This window comes from Aeromonas sp. MdU4 (genome assembly GCF_041929505.1).
GTDB lineage: Bacteria > Pseudomonadota > Gammaproteobacteria > Enterobacterales > Aeromonadaceae > Aeromonas.
The window spans coordinates 240639-259714 of sequence record NZ_JBHFMW010000023.1 but is presented as its reverse complement, the minus strand read 5'-3'; the positions used below and the strand labels follow the sequence as shown (position 1 = coordinate 259714).

At 55.8% G+C, this 19076-nt stretch carries 17 protein-coding genes and 1 pseudogene; 16 read left to right on the top strand and 2 right to left on the bottom strand.

The annotated features are described in order from the left end of the window. Window positions 1–30 precede the first annotated feature (30 nt). From ACE1BR_RS13490 to ACE1BR_RS13480, 3 genes are all read left to right on the top strand, one after another. Window positions 31–1557 carry a methyl-accepting chemotaxis protein gene (locus ACE1BR_RS13490; RefSeq protein ID WP_374871061.1) on the top strand — a complete coding sequence of 509 codons (1527 nt, stop codon included), beginning with the start codon at window positions 31–33 and terminating at the stop codon, window positions 1555–1557. Window positions 1558–1951: 394 nt separating this feature from the next. After that, window positions 1952–2749 (top strand): transcriptional regulator, encoded by a 798-nt coding sequence (locus ACE1BR_RS13485; RefSeq protein WP_374871059.1) that lies wholly within the window; start codon window positions 1952–1954, stop codon window positions 2747–2749. Window positions 2750–2759: 10 nt separating this feature from the next. After that, window positions 2760–3278, top strand: coding sequence for a hypothetical protein (locus ACE1BR_RS13480; protein WP_374871057.1), 519 nt, complete (start codon window positions 2760–2762; stop codon window positions 3276–3278). On the opposite strand, the gene ACE1BR_RS13475 is transcribed toward ACE1BR_RS13480, so the two are convergent. Then, the gene (locus ACE1BR_RS13475) at window positions 3268–3687 is read right to left on the bottom strand and encodes a GNAT family N-acetyltransferase (RefSeq protein WP_374871055.1); all 420 of its coding nucleotides are present in this window, start codon (window positions 3685–3687) and stop codon (window positions 3268–3270) included. The genes ACE1BR_RS13480 and ACE1BR_RS13475 overlap by 11 nt on opposite strands. 161 nt (window positions 3688–3848) lie before the next feature. Here ACE1BR_RS13475 and ACE1BR_RS13470 point away from each other — a divergent pair, with 161 nt between their 5' ends. Beyond that, entirely contained in the window at window positions 3849–4349 is a 501-nt protein-coding gene (locus tag ACE1BR_RS13470) for an SRPBCC domain-containing protein (protein WP_374871053.1), read from the top strand. Window positions 4350–4554: 205 nt separating this feature from the next. Here ACE1BR_RS13470 and glk read toward each other — a convergent pair. Then, a pseudogene (gene glk / locus ACE1BR_RS13465) lies at window positions 4555–5541 on the bottom strand (glucokinase); the annotation flags it as partial. Between the two features lie 329 nt (window positions 5542–5870). Between glk and ACE1BR_RS13460 the strand changes: the two are divergent. The 12 genes from ACE1BR_RS13460 (at window position 5871) to fliM (ending at window position 19044) form a co-directional block, all read left to right on the top strand. Further along, window positions 5871–6728 (top strand): MurR/RpiR family transcriptional regulator, encoded by an 858-nt coding sequence (locus tag ACE1BR_RS13460; protein ID WP_005347620.1) that lies wholly within the window; start codon window positions 5871–5873, stop codon window positions 6726–6728. Window positions 6729–6891: 163 nt separating this feature from the next. Next, window positions 6892–8331 (top strand): pyruvate kinase, encoded by a 1440-nt coding sequence (gene pyk, locus ACE1BR_RS13455; protein WP_374871051.1) that lies wholly within the window; start codon window positions 6892–6894, stop codon window positions 8329–8331. Between the two features lie 250 nt (window positions 8332–8581). Beyond that, window positions 8582–9358, top strand: a complete 777-nt coding sequence (locus ACE1BR_RS13450) for a hypothetical protein (protein WP_374871049.1) — start codon at window positions 8582–8584, stop codon at window positions 9356–9358. A gap of 186 nt (window positions 9359–9544) precedes the next feature. Beyond that, entirely contained in the window at window positions 9545–9862 is a 318-nt protein-coding gene (gene fliE, locus ACE1BR_RS13445) for a flagellar hook-basal body complex protein FliE (protein ID WP_374871047.1), read from the top strand. Between the two features lie 62 nt (window positions 9863–9924). Continuing rightward, entirely contained in the window at window positions 9925–11634 is a 1710-nt protein-coding gene (fliF, locus tag ACE1BR_RS13440) for a flagellar basal-body MS-ring/collar protein FliF (RefSeq protein WP_374871045.1), read from the top strand. Then, complete coding sequence (fliG, locus tag ACE1BR_RS13435; protein ID WP_374871043.1) at window positions 11627–12688, top strand: flagellar motor switch protein FliG; 1062 nt, start codon at window positions 11627–11629, stop codon at window positions 12686–12688. The genes fliF and fliG overlap by 8 nt, the downstream gene beginning before the upstream one ends. Window positions 12689–12691: 3 nt before the next feature. Next, entirely contained in the window at window positions 12692–13507 is an 816-nt protein-coding gene (gene fliH / locus ACE1BR_RS13430; protein ID WP_374871041.1) for a flagellar assembly protein FliH, read from the top strand. A gap of 72 nt (window positions 13508–13579) precedes the next feature. Further along, window positions 13580–14911, top strand: coding sequence for a flagellar protein export ATPase FliI (gene fliI, locus ACE1BR_RS13425; protein ID WP_374871039.1), 1332 nt, complete (start codon window positions 13580–13582; stop codon window positions 14909–14911). A 27-nt stretch (window positions 14912–14938) separates the two neighbouring features. After that, a complete protein-coding gene (fliJ, locus tag ACE1BR_RS13420) occupies window positions 14939–15379 on the top strand; it encodes a flagellar export protein FliJ (RefSeq protein WP_374871037.1) in 441 nt (146 codons plus the stop codon). A gap of 67 nt (window positions 15380–15446) precedes the next feature. Beyond that, on the top strand, window positions 15447–17393 hold the full coding sequence (locus tag ACE1BR_RS13415) for a flagellar hook-length control protein FliK (RefSeq protein WP_374871035.1): 1947 nt from the start codon (window positions 15447–15449) through the stop codon (window positions 17391–17393). 57 nt (window positions 17394–17450) lie between these two features. Further along, window positions 17451–17966, top strand: coding sequence for a flagellar basal body-associated protein FliL (gene fliL / locus ACE1BR_RS13410; protein WP_374871033.1), 516 nt, complete (start codon window positions 17451–17453; stop codon window positions 17964–17966). A gap of 7 nt (window positions 17967–17973) precedes the next feature. After that, on the top strand, window positions 17974–19044 hold the full coding sequence (fliM, locus tag ACE1BR_RS13405) for a flagellar motor switch protein FliM (protein WP_374871031.1): 1071 nt from the start codon (window positions 17974–17976) through the stop codon (window positions 19042–19044). The last annotated feature ends 32 nt before the right edge of the window (window positions 19045–19076 follow it).

The following is a 19076-nucleotide window of genomic DNA, read 5'->3' as shown; positions in this document are numbered from 1 at the left end:
TCCGGCTGCCGTTAATACCGGGAGGACACCATGGATTGGAAAAGTCTGAAGTTCAGGATTGCCGTGCTGACCTCCCTGTCGGTGAGTCTGCTATTGGTGTTGTTTGGTGGTTACAACTACAGTGCCGCCAGGGTGGAGAGCTACAGCAAGCAGGCTCAGCTGGTCGAGCAGGCTATCAAGCGGCTGCAGCTCTCCTTGCCCGGCCCACTGTGGAATTATGAGTCGGCCTTCATTGAGGCATCGCTAAAGTCTGAATTGGCAGCCGATATGTTGAGCACACTGCTGGTCGTGAGCAAGGAGAAGTTGGTCGCTGGGTTTGCCCGCGATGATGCCGGTGGCATAGCACCAGTGACTGCGTTGCCAGCGGATACTGCCGCATATAGTGCACATGATCTGGTTTATGACGACAGTGGCCAGCCAACTACGGTGGCCAAGTTGTTGGTACAAACCAGTGATTTAGCCATTCAAGCCCATTTGCGTCAGTTGTTGATCACCACCATTTGGCAAATTGTGGTGCTCGATCTCTGCATCATTGTACTGTTGATGGTCCTTATCCATCGCAATGTGCTTCGTCCGCTCCACCAGATGAATCAGGCGGTGTTCGATTTGGCTCAAGGAGAGGGCGATTTGACCCAGCGTCTCAAGATCCGCCGTCAGGATGAGATGGGGGCATTGGCCACCAACATCAATCACTTTATCGCCAAGCTGCAGGAGATGGTTGCCGAGATCAACGAGCTTTCGGCGGGCGTGCTGCAAACCGCTGAACGATGTGACAGCCTGGCCGCCGATACCCGGGTGGGCAGTGATGCTCAGCAATCAGAATTGGATCAGGTGGCGACGGCCATTACCGAAATGAGCCAGGCAGTGCAGGAGGTGGCTGGCAATGCAGTGAAAACCTCAACCGCCACTGATGAGGCCAACCGCTATATGGAGCAAGGATACAACCTGGCCGGTCATGCCAATGAGGCTATCCGTCAGCTGGTGGGTGAAGTAGAACGGGTTGCCGTGCTGATGCGCTCTCTCTCGACCGAGAGCAACAGCATCGGCAACATTATCGAGGTGATTAATGGTATTGCCGAGCAGACCAACCTGCTTGCGCTTAATGCAGCGATTGAGGCAGCCAGAGCAGGGGATCAGGGACGCGGCTTTGCTGTTGTCGCGGATGAGGTTCGCACCCTGTCAGGCCGTACTCGTCAGTCAACCGAAGAGATCAGTGCCAGTATCAAACGGTTGCAACAAGCGACCCAAAATGTCGGAACCGGGATGCAGCAGAGCCAGGATAAGGCATCACAGGCGGGGATAGAGGCTGCAGATGTTCAGGTTTCGGTGGAGAAGATAAAAAATCAGGTCAGCCTTATCCGCGAAATGAATATGTATATTGCACAGGCGTCGGAAGAGCAGCATTCAGTGGCTGAGGGGGTTAGCCACAGTGTCAACAGGATCGCTACCCTGAACAGCGAGAGTGCGGCCAGAGTGGCACAGGTTGCCGAAGCCAGCAGCGATCTGCGTCAGCTGTCGGGCCAGCTTGATACGCTGCTTAAGCAGTTCCGGGTCTAATTGGCAAGATAGCTGATTCTTATGGGGCGCTGTGCACCCATGGGGCGATTTCACGGTGTAGCAGGGCGAGGCGGGATCATCTGCGGGTTGTGCATGATGACTCTTGGCCGGTTAACGCCGGGTTCTGTGGCTGCTACCAGCCATCTTTAGACCGGATTGTAAGTGGAAGTGCAACCTATTCGTCATGAGCTTCATGACCTGTCGGGAGCTTATACCGACAGTGGTAGACGCAGCTCAATATTTTCCCCAATCAGGCACGCTGGCATCTATTGTGCCGCTGATCCTGACCTATTAGAATTCCGCTTAATTACAGCCAGCACTGAGTCGCCATTTGGCATCATCAGGCGTAAGTACATTTTTCTTCATGGTGAATGCAAATAACAAGGTGGTTGGTATGACGGGGGTTGCGACAGGCAATGACATATCAGCCTATCACTTCGGTGATTATGTTTTTGACGTCAAAAGGCGAGAGCTGATTTTTTGTGCTGACAAAGTCAACTTACAGAGTGCCAAGGTCGTTCGGTTTTCATCGGCAGAGAGTCTGATTTTCAGTTATTTACTGGATCACCATGACGAGGTGTGCGACAAGGAGTTGTTGCTTGAGATTGGTTGGTTAGGTCGTCCAATCAGCCCCAATTCGCTGAACGTGGCCATTGCCAATATCCGTCGTCACTTTACTTCATCGTCCCCCACGCTCGATATCAGAAGTACCCCCAAAAAAGGCTACTCCTTGCATCTTAACTGCAAGGTAAAGACCTATTTCGGCAAGCCCGCAACTGTAGAGGATGACCGACAGCCGGAAGTGGTGAATGATCTCGTCTCCGCGGTGCCTGTCCAACCGTTATCTACACAGAACCAGGCGGCTGATGAGGTTATTCAGGTATCTTCTTCTGTTAGCTCTCGCTCCTTTGGTAAACGCATCAAACTTGCCTGTCTGAGTTGTCTCGGACGGCCGATGCTGGTTAGAAGTCTGATGTACGTCAATATAGCGCTGGTTGTGCTGGTGGCCTTTGCGGCCAGTTATCTGCATTTTGAATGGCTCCATGTGCACTGCGCTGATTCGCCAACCGGAGTGGTCTGCCAGATGGAAGCCAGGAGCGAAGTGCCGACAGTCAAGCCTGCATCATTGGTGCTGGTCTCTGGCCACAAAGTGCGAGTGTTCTCTTATCAAGAGCTCGAAAAAACGCTGTAAGGGATAAGTGATGAAACGAACGCTGAAACATACCTTGCTGCTCTTGCCGCTGCTCTTTGCACTGTTGTTTGTAGCCGGGATGTTTATCAATAGTCTGGGTTGTCATTACGACCTGAAAATGTCGGCTAACGGGGTCAATTATCACGGGGTATGTCGTTGGGGAAAGATCACTGTTATTGAAGAAGAGGAGGCGACCAAAGAGAAATGGCGAGTGACCGGCTTTCAGCTTACTTTTTTCAACCAGCTGGTTTATCTCATTGATAGTCGCACTCAACTGCATGAGTCGGCTAACGATGACTCTTATCTCAATGAATACAATCTGATCCAGTCACAATACGCCTTGGTCAATTATGCCTGGGTGCCGGTGACCGAGAACAAGGTGGCTATCTTCCAGCGTGACCCTGTGCATGAAGTCGTGATTGCCCAGCGTGATGGCTGGTTTGATCTTTATCGTTGGTTCTTTCCTCCCGCCCCGCTGGTGCCTGCCAAGCCTAAAGGCTCAGAGTCGGGGCTGTCAGCTAGCTTCTGAAGAGTTTGCGCCAGGGGCCGGTGATGTCGCAGTGACCGGTCTCCTCGCTATTCTCCCAGCCTAGCCGATGGTAGAAGGCGAGTGCCGCCGTGTTGCGGAGCGCCACCTTGAGTGAGCTGATAGGGGTATCTGCCAGCCCATGTTCAAGCAGGGCTCGCCCAATTCCCTGACCATGCCAGTCGCTGGCAACGTAAAGATGATGGACGAAGTGGTCAGGTTGCCAGATTGCAATAAATCCGCAGATATTGCCCCCCTGCTCGGCCACCCACACCTGCTCACCTTTGGTCTGCGCCTCGAAATCCTCGAGCTGGAAACGGGCGGGATCGACCCAGTGAAAGGTGTGGCGGCGGCTTTTTAAAAATAGCCGGGCCAGTTGGGGAATATCGTGTTCTTCCATGAGCCGGATCATGATGACCTTCTTGGGTAAGTCCCTGTTAGTTGATGAAGTCGCACAGCGGCAGGTTCAGCTGATACAAATGACAAGGGTGTGATTAAGCGCTGTCCATTGTATTTGTCATGAGGCTATACTGCCGAAGTCCCTTGTATGGATGGCTTGAGGATCGCTGATTTATGGACAATAAACAGATTGAAGGCAATATTTTTGTTCCGGCACACATAGATGATGTGTGGCATGCCTGGACGACCGAGAGTGGTCTGCGCAGTTTTCTGGCGCCCGAATGCTTGATGGTAGCCGAACCCAACGGCCCGTTTGAGATCTACTTCCGGCCTGATGCCCCCTTGGGTGAGCGCGGCAGCGAAGGGTGCCGGGTGATGGCCGTCATGCCCTATGATTTGCTCAGCTTCAGCTGGAATTTCCCGCCCAGCTTGCCACATATACGCCAACAGAAGACCCAGGTTTGTCTGCGCTTTGTGCCGGAAGGACAGGGTACCCGGCTCTACTTCCTGCAAACCGGTTGGGCTAACGATCCTGATTGGGATCAGGGGTATGCCTATTTTCGGGAAGAGTGGCTGGAAACCAGTCTGCCACGGTTGCAATACCGTTTTACCCATGGCCCTATCGATTGGAACAATCCGCCCGACAAGGCGCAGCTGAAGGCGCTGGCGCAGTAATTACTGGTGTCAGACATAAAAAAAACCGGCCAAGAGGCCGGTTGAAACAGTTCAGGCTTGTCAGGTGACAAACGTATCCAGTGGATAAGAGTCGCTTTCCACTCCTTGTGAAGCACAACCCTCTTGGTTACGTGCAGTAACTTTATGCCATCCACACTGAATCGAGGCTGAACCATGAGTGTTCCAGCCTCGATTCCTTTTTGGGTCAGAGCTTTATTCCCATTGATTGACGCAAATAGGCACCCGCGCCAAGCAAACCGGGTCCTTCGTGAGTGATCAGGAAGACCGGGATCTCCTTGAGATAGGATTTGAAACGCCCCTTGTCTTCAAAGGCTACCCGGAAACCGGAACCCGTGAAGAACTCCTGAAAGCGCGGCACTATGCCACCTGCGATATAGACGCCACCGAAGGTCGCCATATTGAGGGCCAGATTGCCAGCAAAGCGGCCCATCAGTACGCAGAACAGGCTCAGGGTGCGACGGCAATCGAGACACTCGCCTGCCAGCGCGCGTTCGGTAATGTCTTTGGGGGCGAGTGGCTCGGGTTCACGGCCATCTGATTTCACCAGGCCGCGATAGAGATTGACCAGACCCGGGCCGGATAAGAAGCGCTCGGCTGAAACATGGCCCAGCTCGCTGCGCATCACCTGCAGCACCGCATCTTCCTCTTCGGTGTTGGCAGCGAAATCTACATGACCACCTTCCCCCGGCAGACTCAACCACTGTTCGCCCGCCTTGACCAGATGGGCGACCCCAAGACCGGTACCTGCGCCATAGATGGCGATGGGCTTACCTTCGATTGGCGCTGTACCACCCAGCTGGATGCGATCAGATTCAGACAATACCGGTACAGCCATCGAGACCGCAGTAAAGTCGTTGATCACCTGCAGGCGTTCCAGCCCCAGATTGCTCTGCATCTCGCTGATGGAGAATTCCCAACTGTGGTTGGTCATGGCAACCCAGTCGCCATTGATGGGGCAGGCGATTGCAATGCAGGCTTCATTGACCTGCACATTGTGTTCGGTGAGATAGAGGCGTACCACCGCTTCCAGAGTCGGATGATCCAGACCTGAGTAGGTCTTTGCCTGAGAGATGGTACCGCTGGCCAGTTCACACAGGGCCAGGCGCGCATTGGTTCCGCCGACATCGCCGACCAGCGCATGGGTATGCTGCATAACAACTCCTTCGTTACAGGGTTTGGACGATCGTTGCGTCCTGACATTATTGTTGGATTGTGACGGCTCATTCTATCCGAGCTAGGGCTTGCTCACCCGCCGGATCGATACAAACGTGCGCCTGCTCACAGTGTTGTTGCTTTGCAACATTTGTAAGCGCTTTCACTGCAAGGTGACGTTTTGTAACGAAAAGTACGAAATAATTAGAGATGAGTCATACTTTGTATGGTGGGCGTTAGTTGCCATAACCGCTTGTCTTGTATAGTCCTTAGCTTGATTGGAAACCTGCTTAGCCGTAGATTGAGTGCAAAGACACTGAAGCTAAATTACAAAAACGCCTGGTGGTGATGATGAATACCCTTGATAAAATTACGAACAACTTGGAAAGTTTCAGTAAATCAGAACGCAAGGTTGCCGAGGTGATCCTGGCGTCTCCCCAGACTGCCATCCACTCCAGCATCGCCGCCCTGGCCAAGATGGCCGACGTCAGTGAACCGACCGTCAACCGCTTTTGCCGTCGTCTCGATACTAAAGGCTTTCCCGATTTCAAACTGCATCTGGCCCAGAGCCTGGCCAATGGCACCCCTTATGTTAATCGTCATGTGGAAGCGGAAGATGGGCCTGACACCTATACCGCCAAGATCTTCGAGTCCACCATGGCTTGTCTGGATGCTGCCAAAAACAGTCTGGATATCTCGGCGATCAACCGCTGTGTCGATATCCTGACCCAGTCCAAAAAGATCAGCTTCTTTGGTCTTGGCGCCTCTTCTGCTGTCGCGCGCGATGCCCAGAACAAATTCTTCCGCTTCAACATTCCGGTGGTGAGCTTCGATGACATCGTCATGATGCGCATGAGCTGCATCAACAGCAGTGAAGGGGATGTGGTAGTGCTTATCTCCCATACCGGTCGCACCAAGGCGCTGGTGGAAATTGCCGCGCTGGCCCGTGAAAATGATGCCACCGTTATCGGCATGACCGCCAAGGACTCTCCGTTGGCGCGTGAGTGCAACCTGGTGCTCTCCATGGACGTACCGGAAGATACCGATGTCTATATGCCAATGGCATCCCGCATCGCCCAGCTGGCGTTGGTGGATGTGCTGGCGACCGGTTTCACCCTGCGTAGGGGGATGAAATTTCGCGAAAACTTGAAGAAAGTGAAAGAGGGATTACGCGAATCCCGCTTCGAAACCCCGCACTCTTCCTGAATCGCCGGGGGCTTCGGCCCCCGACTGTCTATGCCACCCGCCTTGGTGTAGTATTGTAATTTAATAACAAAAACCACCCAGATGGTTTGCAAACGGGTGCATCGAGCCATGGGCTTGATGGGGCAGAATCTCAAGTCATATCAACTTCATATTGGAGTCTTTCATGCCTAGACGTACAAAGATTGTAACCACACTCGGTCCTGCTACTGATCGCGAAGGGATCCTCGAAGGGATCATCCGCGCCGGTGCCGATATGGTGCGGATGAACTTCTCTCACGGCACTGCTGAAGACCATATCCTGCGCGCCAATCAGGTGCGTGACATTGCTGCCAAGCTCGGTCGTCACGTCGCCATCATGGGTGATTTGCAAGGCCCGAAAATTCGTGTTTCCACGTTCAAGGATGGCAAAATCTATCTGGCCATCGGTGACAAGTTCATTCTCGACGCGGCCCTCGGCAAGGGTGAAGGTTGTCAGGAGCAGGTTGGGATCGACTACAAGAGCCTGCCAAACGATGTGGTCTCTGGCGACATTTTGTTGCTGGATGATGGCCGTGTGCAGCTGAAAGTCGAGCAGGTTGAAGGTACCCGCATTCACACCACGGTGACCGTGGCCGGGCCTCTCTCCAACAACAAGGGCATCAACAAGAAAGGGGGCGGTCTCTCCGCACCGGCCCTGACTGAGAAAGACAAGGAAGATATCAAAACCGCTGCTCGCATGAATGTGGACTATCTGGCCGTCTCCTTCCCGCGCTGTGGCGATGACTTGCGTTACGCTCGCGAACTGGCTCGCGAAGCCGGTTCCAATGCCAAAATCGTGGCCAAGGTTGAACGTGCAGAAACCGTTGCGACCGATGAAGCAATGGAAGACATCATCCTCGGTTCCGATGCCGTCATGGTTGCCCGTGGCGATCTCGGCGTCGAGATCGGTGACCCCGAGCTGGTTGGTGTACAGAAGAAGCTGATCCGCCACTCTCGTCGTCTGAACCGGGTGGTGATCACCGCGACCCAGATGATGGAGTCGATGATCAACGCGCCGCTGCCGACCCGTGCCGAGGTCATGGACGTGGCCAACGCCGTGCTGGATGGAACCGATGCGGTGATGCTCTCTGCCGAAACAGCAGCCGGTCAGTTCCCTATCGAAACAGTGACCTCCATGGCCAGCGTCTGTGTCGGTGCCGAGAAGCACCCGAGCCTGAACGTCTCCAATCACCGTATGAGCTACACCTTCACTTCGGTGGAAGAGGCGGTTGCCATGTCCACCATGTATGCGGCCAACCACCTGGAAGGGGTTAAGGCGATCGTGGCGCTGACCGAATCCGGTACCACCCCGTTGCTGATGTCCCGTATCAGCTCTGGCTTGCCGATTTTCGCCATGTCTCCCCACAACAAGACCCTGGCCTGGGCCAACCTCTATCGTGGCGTGACTCCGGTGATGTTTGACGGTGACGAGACCAAGCCGGTCTACGAAGTGTGCCGCGACGCGCTGGATGTGCTCAAGGCCAAAGGTTTGCTGCAAAGTGGCGACATGGTGCTGCTGACTCACGGTGACAAGATGGAAACGGTGGGTAGTACCAATACCTGCAAAGTGATGATGGTCGAATAAGAGCCTCCATCTGTTCTGTTATCAAAGCTGTTCGTCACTGGCGAACAGCTTTTTTTATGCTCGCAACATGGCGTCATACGCCAAGTGTGAGGTGAGAATGGACTCAATGATTGCCTCAATGGCGAGCCATCTTGATAATGCGGGTATTTCCTGTGCAAGCAGTACATGACAAATCCGTTCACTTGGACGATGGGACTGACATCCGGCTTATATGGTGAACAAACGGACAACGCAGAATGGGAGCAATAAGATGAAGCATCGTAACTGGCTGTTGGTCTTGTCACTGAGTCTGGCCTTCTCCCCTTGTTATGCCGATTGGGCCAAGCTCAAGGCAGCGGCATCCGATCTCGGCAGCGCAGTGAGCGAAACGGGCAAGGAGGTGTGGCAGGATGTAAGCCACTTCTCCAAGAAGAGCTGGGCGTCCATTTCCGCGTGGGGTGAGGAGGCGTTCAATACTGCCGGGGTGTGGACCGACAAGAGTATTGCAACTGGTAAGGAGTGGTTGAAAGTCGCCGACAAGAAACTCGACGAAATGTTGAATCCCAAAACGGCGCAGCAGGCAAGAGTGGCACTCAATACCATGGCGGATACCGCACTGGTGCGGTTGTTTAACGAGCAGCCATCAGCCAAGTTACTGTTTGATAAGGCCTATGGTTATGCGGTATTCGATTCGCGCAAATTTTCTCTGATGCTTCACACCAATCAGGGGGCTGGCGTTGCGATTAATCGAAAAAATGGCAAGCACACTTATATGAAGATGTTTGGCGCGGGTCTTGCTGCCGGTATCGGGGGCAAGTTTTATCAGCAGGTGATCCTGTTTGAAGACAAGGCGCGCTTTGACAGCTTTGTCAGCCAGGGTTGGGAAGCCACCTCCGAGATGGGCGTGGTGGCAGGTAAACAGAGTGCAGAGTTGACTGCCAAATACAATGGAGGCATGGCTATTTACCAGATTGGCGAGAAGGGCTTGCTGCTTGATGCCAATATCTCCGGCTCCAAATATTGGATCGACAAGGATCTGACCCAATAACGGCGGTGAGGATCCCTATTTTTCCGGTTGAATATCCAAGGTGTTCAGCCGGTGTGAATTGTTATTTTTTCTCAGCCCATCCTGCCTGTAATCCCGCTATAACCCCAGCCCTGGCTGCTGTCAGGTTGATTGGCACTATAATTGCTTGTTAGCTGTCAGCGTCAATGAATTGTCTGGGGATGGAAAATGGAAATAAGTGCAAGCAGCCTGATGCAAGAGATGCAGGCACTCAAGGTTGAGGCTGGTGCAATCCCATTAGCACAACCGGGTCGTCAGGCCACCTCCGACTTTGGCCTGCTGCTGCAACAGGCATTGGGCAACGTCAACGAATTGCAAGGCGCCGCGAATGATCTGCGCACCCGTTTTGATATGGGGGACAAGTCGGTAGATCTGGCCGAGGTGATGATCGCCGGCCAAAAATCTTCCATCGCCTTTGAAGCCACTGTTCAGGTGCGCAACAAGATGGTCGATGCCTACAAGACCATCATGAACATGCCGGTATAAAGGATTTCAACCAATCATGGCGACCGAGCATCATGGCGATGTCAGCAATAAGGACATAAATCGTGGCTACTGACCAAAACGGCGATCTGCTGCTAAACGATGAGGGCTCCGCCGCCCTTGATGAGAATGAGCAGAAGAGTTCGGCTCTGGGCTTTCTGTCCAATACCGATGTGTTGCGCCAGATCACCCTGATCCTGGGGCTTGCCATCTGTCTCGCTATCGCCGTATTTATCCTGCTCTGGGGTAAGGAGCCGGACATGCGTCCGCTTGGCACCTATACCACTCAGGAGCTGGTCAAGACCCTGGATTTTCTGGATCAACAAAAGATCCCCTATGAAGTCGATGGCAAGAACGTATTGGTCAGTGCCGAGAACTACCCCAGCATCAAGCTGGCATTGACCCGTGCAGGGCTTGCCAGCACGGCTGATGCCAGCAGTGACGGGGAAGACATTCTGCTGAAGGACTCCAGTTTTGGCGTGAGTCAGCGGATGGAAGGGGAACGACTCAAACTGAGTCGTGAACGCCAGCTGGCCAGTGCCATCGAGCAGTTTCAGAATGTGGCCAAGGCTCAAGTGTTGCTGGCTATCCCCAAAGACAACGTCTTTGCCCGTAATGAACGCAAGCCAAGTGCCACCGTGGTGGTTAACCTGAAAGGGGCTGCGTTGGGGCAGGGAGAGGTGGACTCCATCGTCGACATGGTCGCTTCTGCCGTTCACGGTCTCGAACCGACTCGCGTAACCGTCACCGATCAAAACGGTCGCTTGCTCAACTCAGGTTCACAAGATCCCGTTTCTGCCCAGACTCGCAAAGAGTTTGCCATGCAACAGAAGCAGGAGCTGGAGTACAAACAAAAAATTGACGCCATCCTGATCCCGGTATTGGGGGCTGACAACTATACGGCGGAAGTGGACCTCTCCCTCGATTTTTCCCAGCAGGAGCAGACTCGCAAAACCTATAACCCGGATCTGCCCGCGGTACGTTCAGAGATGACCGTGGAGGAGAACAGTGCCAACGGTAGCAGCGGTGGTGTTCCGGGAGCACTCTCCAACCAGCCGCCAGCAGCATCCAATATTCCCCAGCAGGCAACTGGCCCCAACGCCGATGCGACAGCATCCTCGTCCGGCAGTTCCCGCAAAGAGGCCACTCGCAACTTCGAGCTGGATACCACCGTCAGCCATACCCGTCGCCAGATGGGTGGCATTCGCCGCATGACCGTTTCGGTTGCGGTCGATTACAAATCGGCCACGGCTGCCGATGGCAAGGTGACCCGCGAAGCGCGCAGTCAGGCAGAACTCGATACATTGCGCCGTTTGCTGAGCGGTGGCCTTGGTTTTGATGTGACCCGGGGTGATACCCTTGAAGTGGTCGCCATTCCGTTCAACCGGCCCGAGCTGGAAAATGTGGCCGAAGCGCCTCTCTACGAGCAGCCCTGGTTCTGGCGTGCGGTGCGCATCGCCGCCTCCGTACTGGTCATTATTGTATTGATCGTCACAGTGGTTCGTCCCATGCTTAAGCGGCTGCTTTACCCGGATGCCAAGCCGGAAGGGGATCTGGATTTTGACAACCACACAGTACTGGGTGGGGATGATGAACTTAGCTTGCTGGCAGCACAGGCCGAAGCTGAACCTGTGTTCGGATTGCGCGATGGCCAGCTCAAATTGCCTGATCTGCACCGGGATGAAGATTTGCTCAAGGCGGTGCGTGCACTGGTGGCAAACGAACCGGATCTGGCCGCTCAGGTCATTAAAGAGTGGGTAACCAAAGATGCCTGAAGAGAATAAGAGCCAAGTGACTGGCAACGACATCACCGACAGTCAGCGCCAGCTTTTGGAGCAGATGTCCGGGATGGAGATGGCCGCTGTGCTGATGCTGAGCCTCAACGAAGAGGATGCCGCCCAGATTTTCCGTCATCTCGAGCCCAAGCAGGTGCAGCGGCTCGGTATGTCGATGGCCTCCATGTCTGATTTCAGTCACGATCGGGTGGCGGCAGTGCACCGTCAATTCATCGACGATATTCAGAAGTACACCAACATCGGTATCGGCAGCGAAGACTTCGTGCGCAAGGCGCTGGTGGCAGCCCTTGGCGAGGACAAGGCGAGCAACCTGGTGGACCAGATCATTCTCGGTTCCGGTGCCCGCGGCCTCGATTCGCTCAAGTGGATGGATGCTCGTCAGGTGGCCAGCATCATCCAGAACGAACACCCGCAGATCCAGACCATCGTCCTCTCTTATCTGGAGCCGGAGCAGTCCGCCGAAATCTTAAGCCAGTTTCCCGAGCAGGTGCGCCTCGATTTGGTGATGCGTATTGCCAACCTGGAAGAAGTACAACCAGCTGCCCTGCAAGAGCTGAACGACATCATGGAGAAACAGTTCGCCGGTGCGGCGGGAGCCCAAGCGGCCAAGATGGGCGGCCTGAAGGCTGCTGCCAACATCATGAACTACCTCGATACCAATATCGAAGGCCAATTGATGGACTCCATCCGCGAGTCGGACGAAGAGATGAGCCAGCAGATCCAGGATTTGATGTTCGTGTTTGAGAACCTCATCGATGTGGACGACCGCGGCATTCAGACCATGCTGCGGGAAGTGCCGGGAGATTTGCTGCAGCGTGCCCTCAAGGGGTCCGACGATCAGATGCGCGAGAAGATTTTCAAGAACATGTCCAAGCGGGCTGCAGAGATGCTGGCCGACGATCTGGAAGCCATGGGGCCGATCCGGGTTTCCGAAGTGGAGGCTGCCCAGAAAGAGATCCTCTCCATCGCCCGTCGTCTGGCCGATGCTGGCGAGATCATGTTGGGCTCCGGTGGTGGCGAGGAGTTCCTCTAATCTATGAGCAGCAAATTGCGTGGCTATGTACGCCCTGATGGAGATGATGCACGGGTAGAGGCCTGGGGTTGGCCCGAGATGGAGGCCGAGGCGGAGGTCGAGACCAATGCCCTCGGCCTTGCTCCTGACTGGTATCAGCAGGAAGAGGAGGTGGTGGAGCCGGAGCCCGAGCAGGAGCCGACCCCCAGTATCACCGCCGAAGAGCTCGAAGCGATCCGTCAGGCTGCCTGGGAAGAGGGGATGGCTGAGGGGCGTGAGGCCGGTTTTGCCAAAGGGCTCGAAGAGGGCAAGCTGGAAGGGTTGCAGCAGGGCCACTCTGCCGGTCTCGAACAGGGGCGTGAAGAGGGGTTGGCCATGGGGCGCGAGCTGGTTGAGCAGCAGATGGCTCACTGGCAGTCCCTGACAGATCGTCTGGCCACTCCCCTGCAGGAGCTGGATCAGGCGGTCGAGCAGCAACTTGTCTCGCTGGTAATGCAGCTGGCCCGCGCACTTATTTGCCACGAAGCCGAGACCTCGCCCCGTATCTTGCTGGAAGCGCTCAAGCAGGGGTTAGCCTTGCTGCCAGTTGCCGAGCAGGGGGTCACCCTGATGCTGCATCCCGATGATATTGCGCGGGTTGAGCAGGCTTTTGGCGCCGAAGAGTGTGTCAAGCGTCACTGGCGCTTGCAGAGCGAGCCCACCCTCTCTCCCGGTGATCTGCAACTGGCGACAGAACTCTCCAGCATCGATCTGACCCTCTCGGGACGGATCGACCAGCTGTTGCGCAATTTTCTGCGGGACAATGTGCGGGACAAGGCAGGACAGGATATCCGTGGCTAAGGCCAGCAGGAGCGACTCGATGGGTACCGCTTACCCTGCAGACTCATTCAATGTCATATGTCAGGAGGCTAGATGAGCGGCTCGTTACTCAATCGGTTGCAAGGGTATCGGGTGCGCGATAGCGCCCCCAAGCCGCCGGTTGCCGGTAAATTGACCCGGGTGGTCGGCCTCACCCTTGAGGCCATAGGTTGTCGTGCTGCTATCGGTGCGCTCTGTCGCATCGATACCCTGGATGGCATGCTGGAGGCCGAAGTGGTGGGTTTCTCCGGCGATCGGCTGTTTTTGATGCCGAGCGAACAGCTCAAGGGGGTGATCCCTGGAGCCCGGGTGGTGCCCATTACCGAGGAGCACGGCATTCCGGTTGGCATGAACCTGCTTGGCCGGGTCATCGATGGCATCGGTCAGCCGCTCGATGGCCTCGGCCCCATTCTCTCCTCTCAGACGGTGCAGTTTGCTCAGCACCGCATCAACCCGCTCTCTCGCCGCCCGATCCATCAGCCGATGGATGTGGGGGTGCGCGCCATCAACGCCGTGCTGACGGTGGGTCAGGGCCAGCGGATGGGGCTGTTTGCCGGTTCCGGTGTCGGTAAATCGGTGCTGCTTGGCATGATGACCCGCGGCTCGGTGGCGGATGTGGTGGTGGTCGGCCTCATCGGTGAACGGGGCCGGGAAGTGAAAGAGTTTATCGAAGACATTCTGGGGGAGGAGGGGCGAGCCCGCTCCGTGGTAGTGGCAGCTCCCGCCGATGCTTCGCCGCTGATGCGTCTCAAGGGGTGTGAAACGGCGCTGGCCATCGCCGAGTATTTTCGTGATCAGGGGCTCAACGTGCTGCTCTTGATGGATTCTCTTACCCGTTACGCTCAGGCCCAGCGTGAGATCGCGCTGGCGGTGGGCGAGCCGCCAGCAACCAAGGGCTATCCGCCCTCGGTATTTGCCAAATTACCGGCGCTGGTGGAGCGGGCGGGCAATGGTAGTGACGGCCAAGGCTCTATCACCGCCTTCTTCACCGTGCTGACTGAGGGGGATGATTTGCAAGACCCCATCGCTGATGCGGCGCGGGCCATTCTCGATGGCCATATCGTGCTGTCGCGCGAGCTGGCCGATGCGGGTCACTATCCGGCCATCGACATCGAGAAGTCCATCAGCCGGGTTATGCCCATGGTGACTTCGCCGGAACACATGGATCTGGCGCGCACCCTCAAGCAGTTCTACTCCCTCTATCAGCAGAACCGGGATCTCATCACCATTGGTGCTTACAGTCAGGGCTCCGACCCTCGCATCGACCGCGCCATCATTCAAAAGCCTTATCTGGACCAGTTCTTGCAGCAGGGTATGCGCGAGGTCATTCACTACGATGATGGCCTGCAAGCCTTGCAGATGGTGGCGATGCCACTGATGCGCTGATGACAGTCTGGATGGAGGAGGTCGACGATGAGTAGAGGGTTGGTATTGTTGGCCGAGCGGTTGGTAGAGGCTGAGCAGCAGTGCGCACTGGCGCTGGTGAAAGCGCAGCAGGATCTCAAGCTGTTCATGGATCAGCAGAATGCTCTTAACCAGTACCGCCAGATCTATCACCAGCAGTGGACCGATCGTGGCTTGCAAGGGATCTCACCCCAGCAAAATAGCCAGTACCACGCTTTTATCAACAAACTCGAACAGGCGGCGACTCAGCAGTACGAAGGGGTATTGCAGGTACGTCAGGCGTTGGAACTGCGACGTGAGGAGTGGCTGGCGGCCCAGCAACGGCGCAAGGCGGTGGAGCTGTTGCTGGAGAAGCAGGCGAGCCGTGAACAGCAGAAGGCCCTGCGTCAGGAGCAAAAGATGCTGGATGAGTACGCCATGTTGCGGCGGTTTCATTATTCTGGCCTGTAACTTGCTTTGAACTGGGTATTGTCGGGGGCCATCTCGTTGGGGGCCGCCAGAATTCAGGGATCCCATCATGATGCAGACACTGTTGACACAAACGCCTCCTGCTCCGGCTAACGGTTTGGATAAAGCCCCCCTGAGCGGAATCTCCGAGAGCAAGGCGATTGATAGTGGCACTGGCGCCGACAGCAAGGGCGACTTCGCCTCGCACATTGCCAAAGTACAGGGCGGTGATAAAAAAGGGCCGCCCAGTGATAAAGGGGCTGCAGACACCATCAGCAATGGTCAGGATGCCAGTTTGGCTGGATCAGCCAAATCTTTGGCGCCTGAAAGTAACAGCAAGACCATCAAAGAGAAGGAGGAGCAACCAGACGCCGAGCAGAAGAGCGATGACGACTTGCCGATCAATGATTTTCTGCTTCGCCTGCAAGACTCCCTCAAACTTGATACCTCGCTGGTGACAACACAGCTGGCCGTCGCTTCGCCGCAGAGTACCGCCTCTGATGCCCGGGTTGACGGCAATCCTTTGCCGCCACAAGAGGGTGAGCAGGAGCAAGACCTCTCTCCTTCTGCTGGCAAGGTTGCTCAACCGCTCGCCGGAAAAGCAGCTGCTGAATCCTCATCGACTCTCGCGACTATGGGGGCGGCTCTGGACAAAGCGGCTGCCCAGTCATCCGAACTACTATCAACCGGTGATGCTAGCGAGCTATCTGACGCCATGAACGCCGCAAAGGGGAGTTCAGTTAAAGCGGATGATGCCGCTGCCAAGGGCGATCACCGTCCCCTCAAAGAGGAGGTTCACTCCGAGGCTGCCAGTGGGAAAGGTGAAAAACCGCTCTCCGGCGCTGAGCGATTGGCGCAATTGGCTAAGGCGTTGCCTGCCGATGAGCTGGCTCGTGCTGGCAAACCGGGTGAAACGCTTCCCGCAAAAGAGGGAAGGGACGGAAAATCAGAGGCCTTCGCCACATCTAGTCATGCCATGGCCAGCAAGGAGCAAGCTGCTCAGGCTGTGAATCAGGGGGCCGCTCTCAAGGTGAGTGATGGGGTCAAGCAACCAGATCCCGGTACGACAACCACCACTGCTGCCACCGAGAGCACCAGCAAGGGGACGGGGAGCCAGCAAACAACAGCGACCTCTGCCAACCAGAGTACGGCCCAGAGCACCCAAGGGGTTACAGCCAGCAGCGTTGCACAAAATACGCCGACTCACGTCGTAATGAACCAGAACGATGGTTCTGCGACACCGGTGATGGAAGCGCCGCAGCAGGTGTTGGCACAAGCCGAGTCTCAGGGGCCGCAAGCACCGCTATCGACCATCTCGGCCGGTATCCAGCAAATGGTCGTAACCGGCAGTAGCAGCGAGCAGCGCAAAGCGGTGCAGCTGGAGGTGAAACCGAAGGCCGGTGAATCGGACAAGAGTCTCCTTGCCACGACAGCGAGCAGCGAGAACAGCCAGAGCCAGACGGTGCAACATAGTCAGAACAGTCAGCCACAGCCACAAGTGGCTGAGAACAAAGCGCTCGCTTCCGCAGAGGGTGCGGTACGCCGTGAACCACAGAATTTACCCCATCTGAAACTGGCCAGTCAGGAGGCGCCTGCCGAGCTGCACCAGAAGGTCAATCTGATGTTGGCCGACAAGCTGCAGCAAGCGGAGATCCAGCTCGACCCGATCGGCCTTGGCAAGATGAAGATCCAGATCCAGATTGGGGCCGACAGTCAGGCCAACGTCCATTTCGTGGTACAACATGGACAGACTCGCGAGATGCTGGAGCAGGCGATGCCGCGCTTGCGCGATATGCTGGCAGGGCAGGGGATCCAGCTCGGTCAGACCCAGGTTCAGCAGCAGTCACAACAGCAGCAACAACAGGGTCAGGCGGCATTCGCCGGTCAGGGCCAACAGGGACAGGGTGGTGACCCATCGCGCTCTGGTAACGGACAGCTTGAGGGGGAGTTCACCACTTCTACCCTGAATGTTTCAGTGGAATCGACAAACGGTTCCGGAATTGATTTCTATGCTTGATGCAATCCCGAGTAAGTTTATGATATCGAACAAGTTTGAGACGAGGGTGGACAAGGGATGGCTGACGATAACGAATTGACGCTAAAAGACCCGGCCGCGGGCAAAAAAAAGAAGCTGATCATTATCATCGCCCTGGCGGTCATTGTGCTCGGCGGTGGTGGTGCAGGTGCCTTCCTGATGCTCTCCGGCTCGGATAAACCCCCCGCAGAAGCAGCGGAGGGTAAGGATGCCAAGCCCAAGGTGGAAGCACCTCAACCCTCCCTTTATGTCGGGATGCCGCGCCCCTTTGTCTTCAACGTGGCAGGAGTACAGCGGGATCGACTGGTGCAGATCAAGATCCAGCTGCAAGTACGTGGAGCGGCTGATGAGACCCTGGCCAAACAGAATATCCCATTGATCGAAGGCACGTTGCTGCGGGTGTTCAGCGCAGCGACGGCCGAACAGCTGATGACCTTTGAAGGCAAGGAGAAGCTGCGCAAGGACTCACTGGAAGAGTGCCGTCGGGTGCTCAAGGACCTGGTCTCTTCCCCCGTTATCGAACAAGTGCTGTTTACCGGCTTTGTAATGCAGTAGGTGAAGCGTGAGCGATCTGTTAAGTCAGGACGAAATTGATGCCCTTTTGCACGGTGTCGATGATGTCGAAGAGGAAGAGATAGGCTCGGCGGGGGAGCCCGGCGTTGCCCAGTTTGACTTCTCTTCCCAGGACCGCATCGTCCGTGGTCGCATGCCGACGCTGGAGTTGGTGAACGAACGTTTTGCCCGCCATATGCGGATCAGTCTGTTCAACATGATGCGTCGCACCGCCGAAGTTTCCATCAACGGCGTGCAGATGCTCAAGTTTGGCGAGTACGTTCATACCCTGTTTGTGCCGACCAGTCTCAACATGGTGCGCTTCCGCCCGCTCAAGGGAACGGCGCTCATTACCATGGAGGCTCGACTGGTCTTCATTCTGGTGGAGAACTTCTTCGGCGGCGATGGTCGTTACCACGCCAAGATAGAAGGGCGCGAGTTCACGCCGACCGAGCGGCGCATCATCCAGATGCTGCTCAAGCTGGTGTTCGAGGATTACAAGGATGCCTGGGCGCCGGTGATGGATGTCGGGTTTGAGTACCTCGATTCGGAAGTGAACCCGGCGATGGCTAACATTGTCAGCCCCACGGAGGTTATCGTGGTGAGCTCATTCCACATAGAGCTCGATGGTGGTGGCGGCGACTTCCACGTTGCAATGCCCTATTCCATGCTGGAACCGATCCGCGAGCTGCTCGATGCCGGTGTGCAGAGTGACAAGGGTGATACCGATGTGCGCTGGAGCAAGGCGCTACGCGACGAGATCATGGACGTCAAGGTGGAGCTGCGAGCCAAGTTGCTGGAAACCGAGCTGACTTTGCGTGAGCTGATGGAGCTGCGTCCCGGCGATATCATTCCGGTCGAGATGCCGGAAAATCTGCTGGTGTATGTGGAAGACTTGCCCACCTTCCACGCCAAGATGGGGCGCACCAAGGATAATGTGGCGCTCAAAATCACCGATAAACTCAAGCGACCGGAAGGGGTCAAGACTGAGATGCACTTGGTGACCCGGGGCGGGGTACGAATTGATGGCGAGGCCGAGCTGGAAGAGCTTGAGCGCAGTATCGAAGATCAACAGCGATAATCGACGGTTTATTGCGATAAACGGTCACGAAG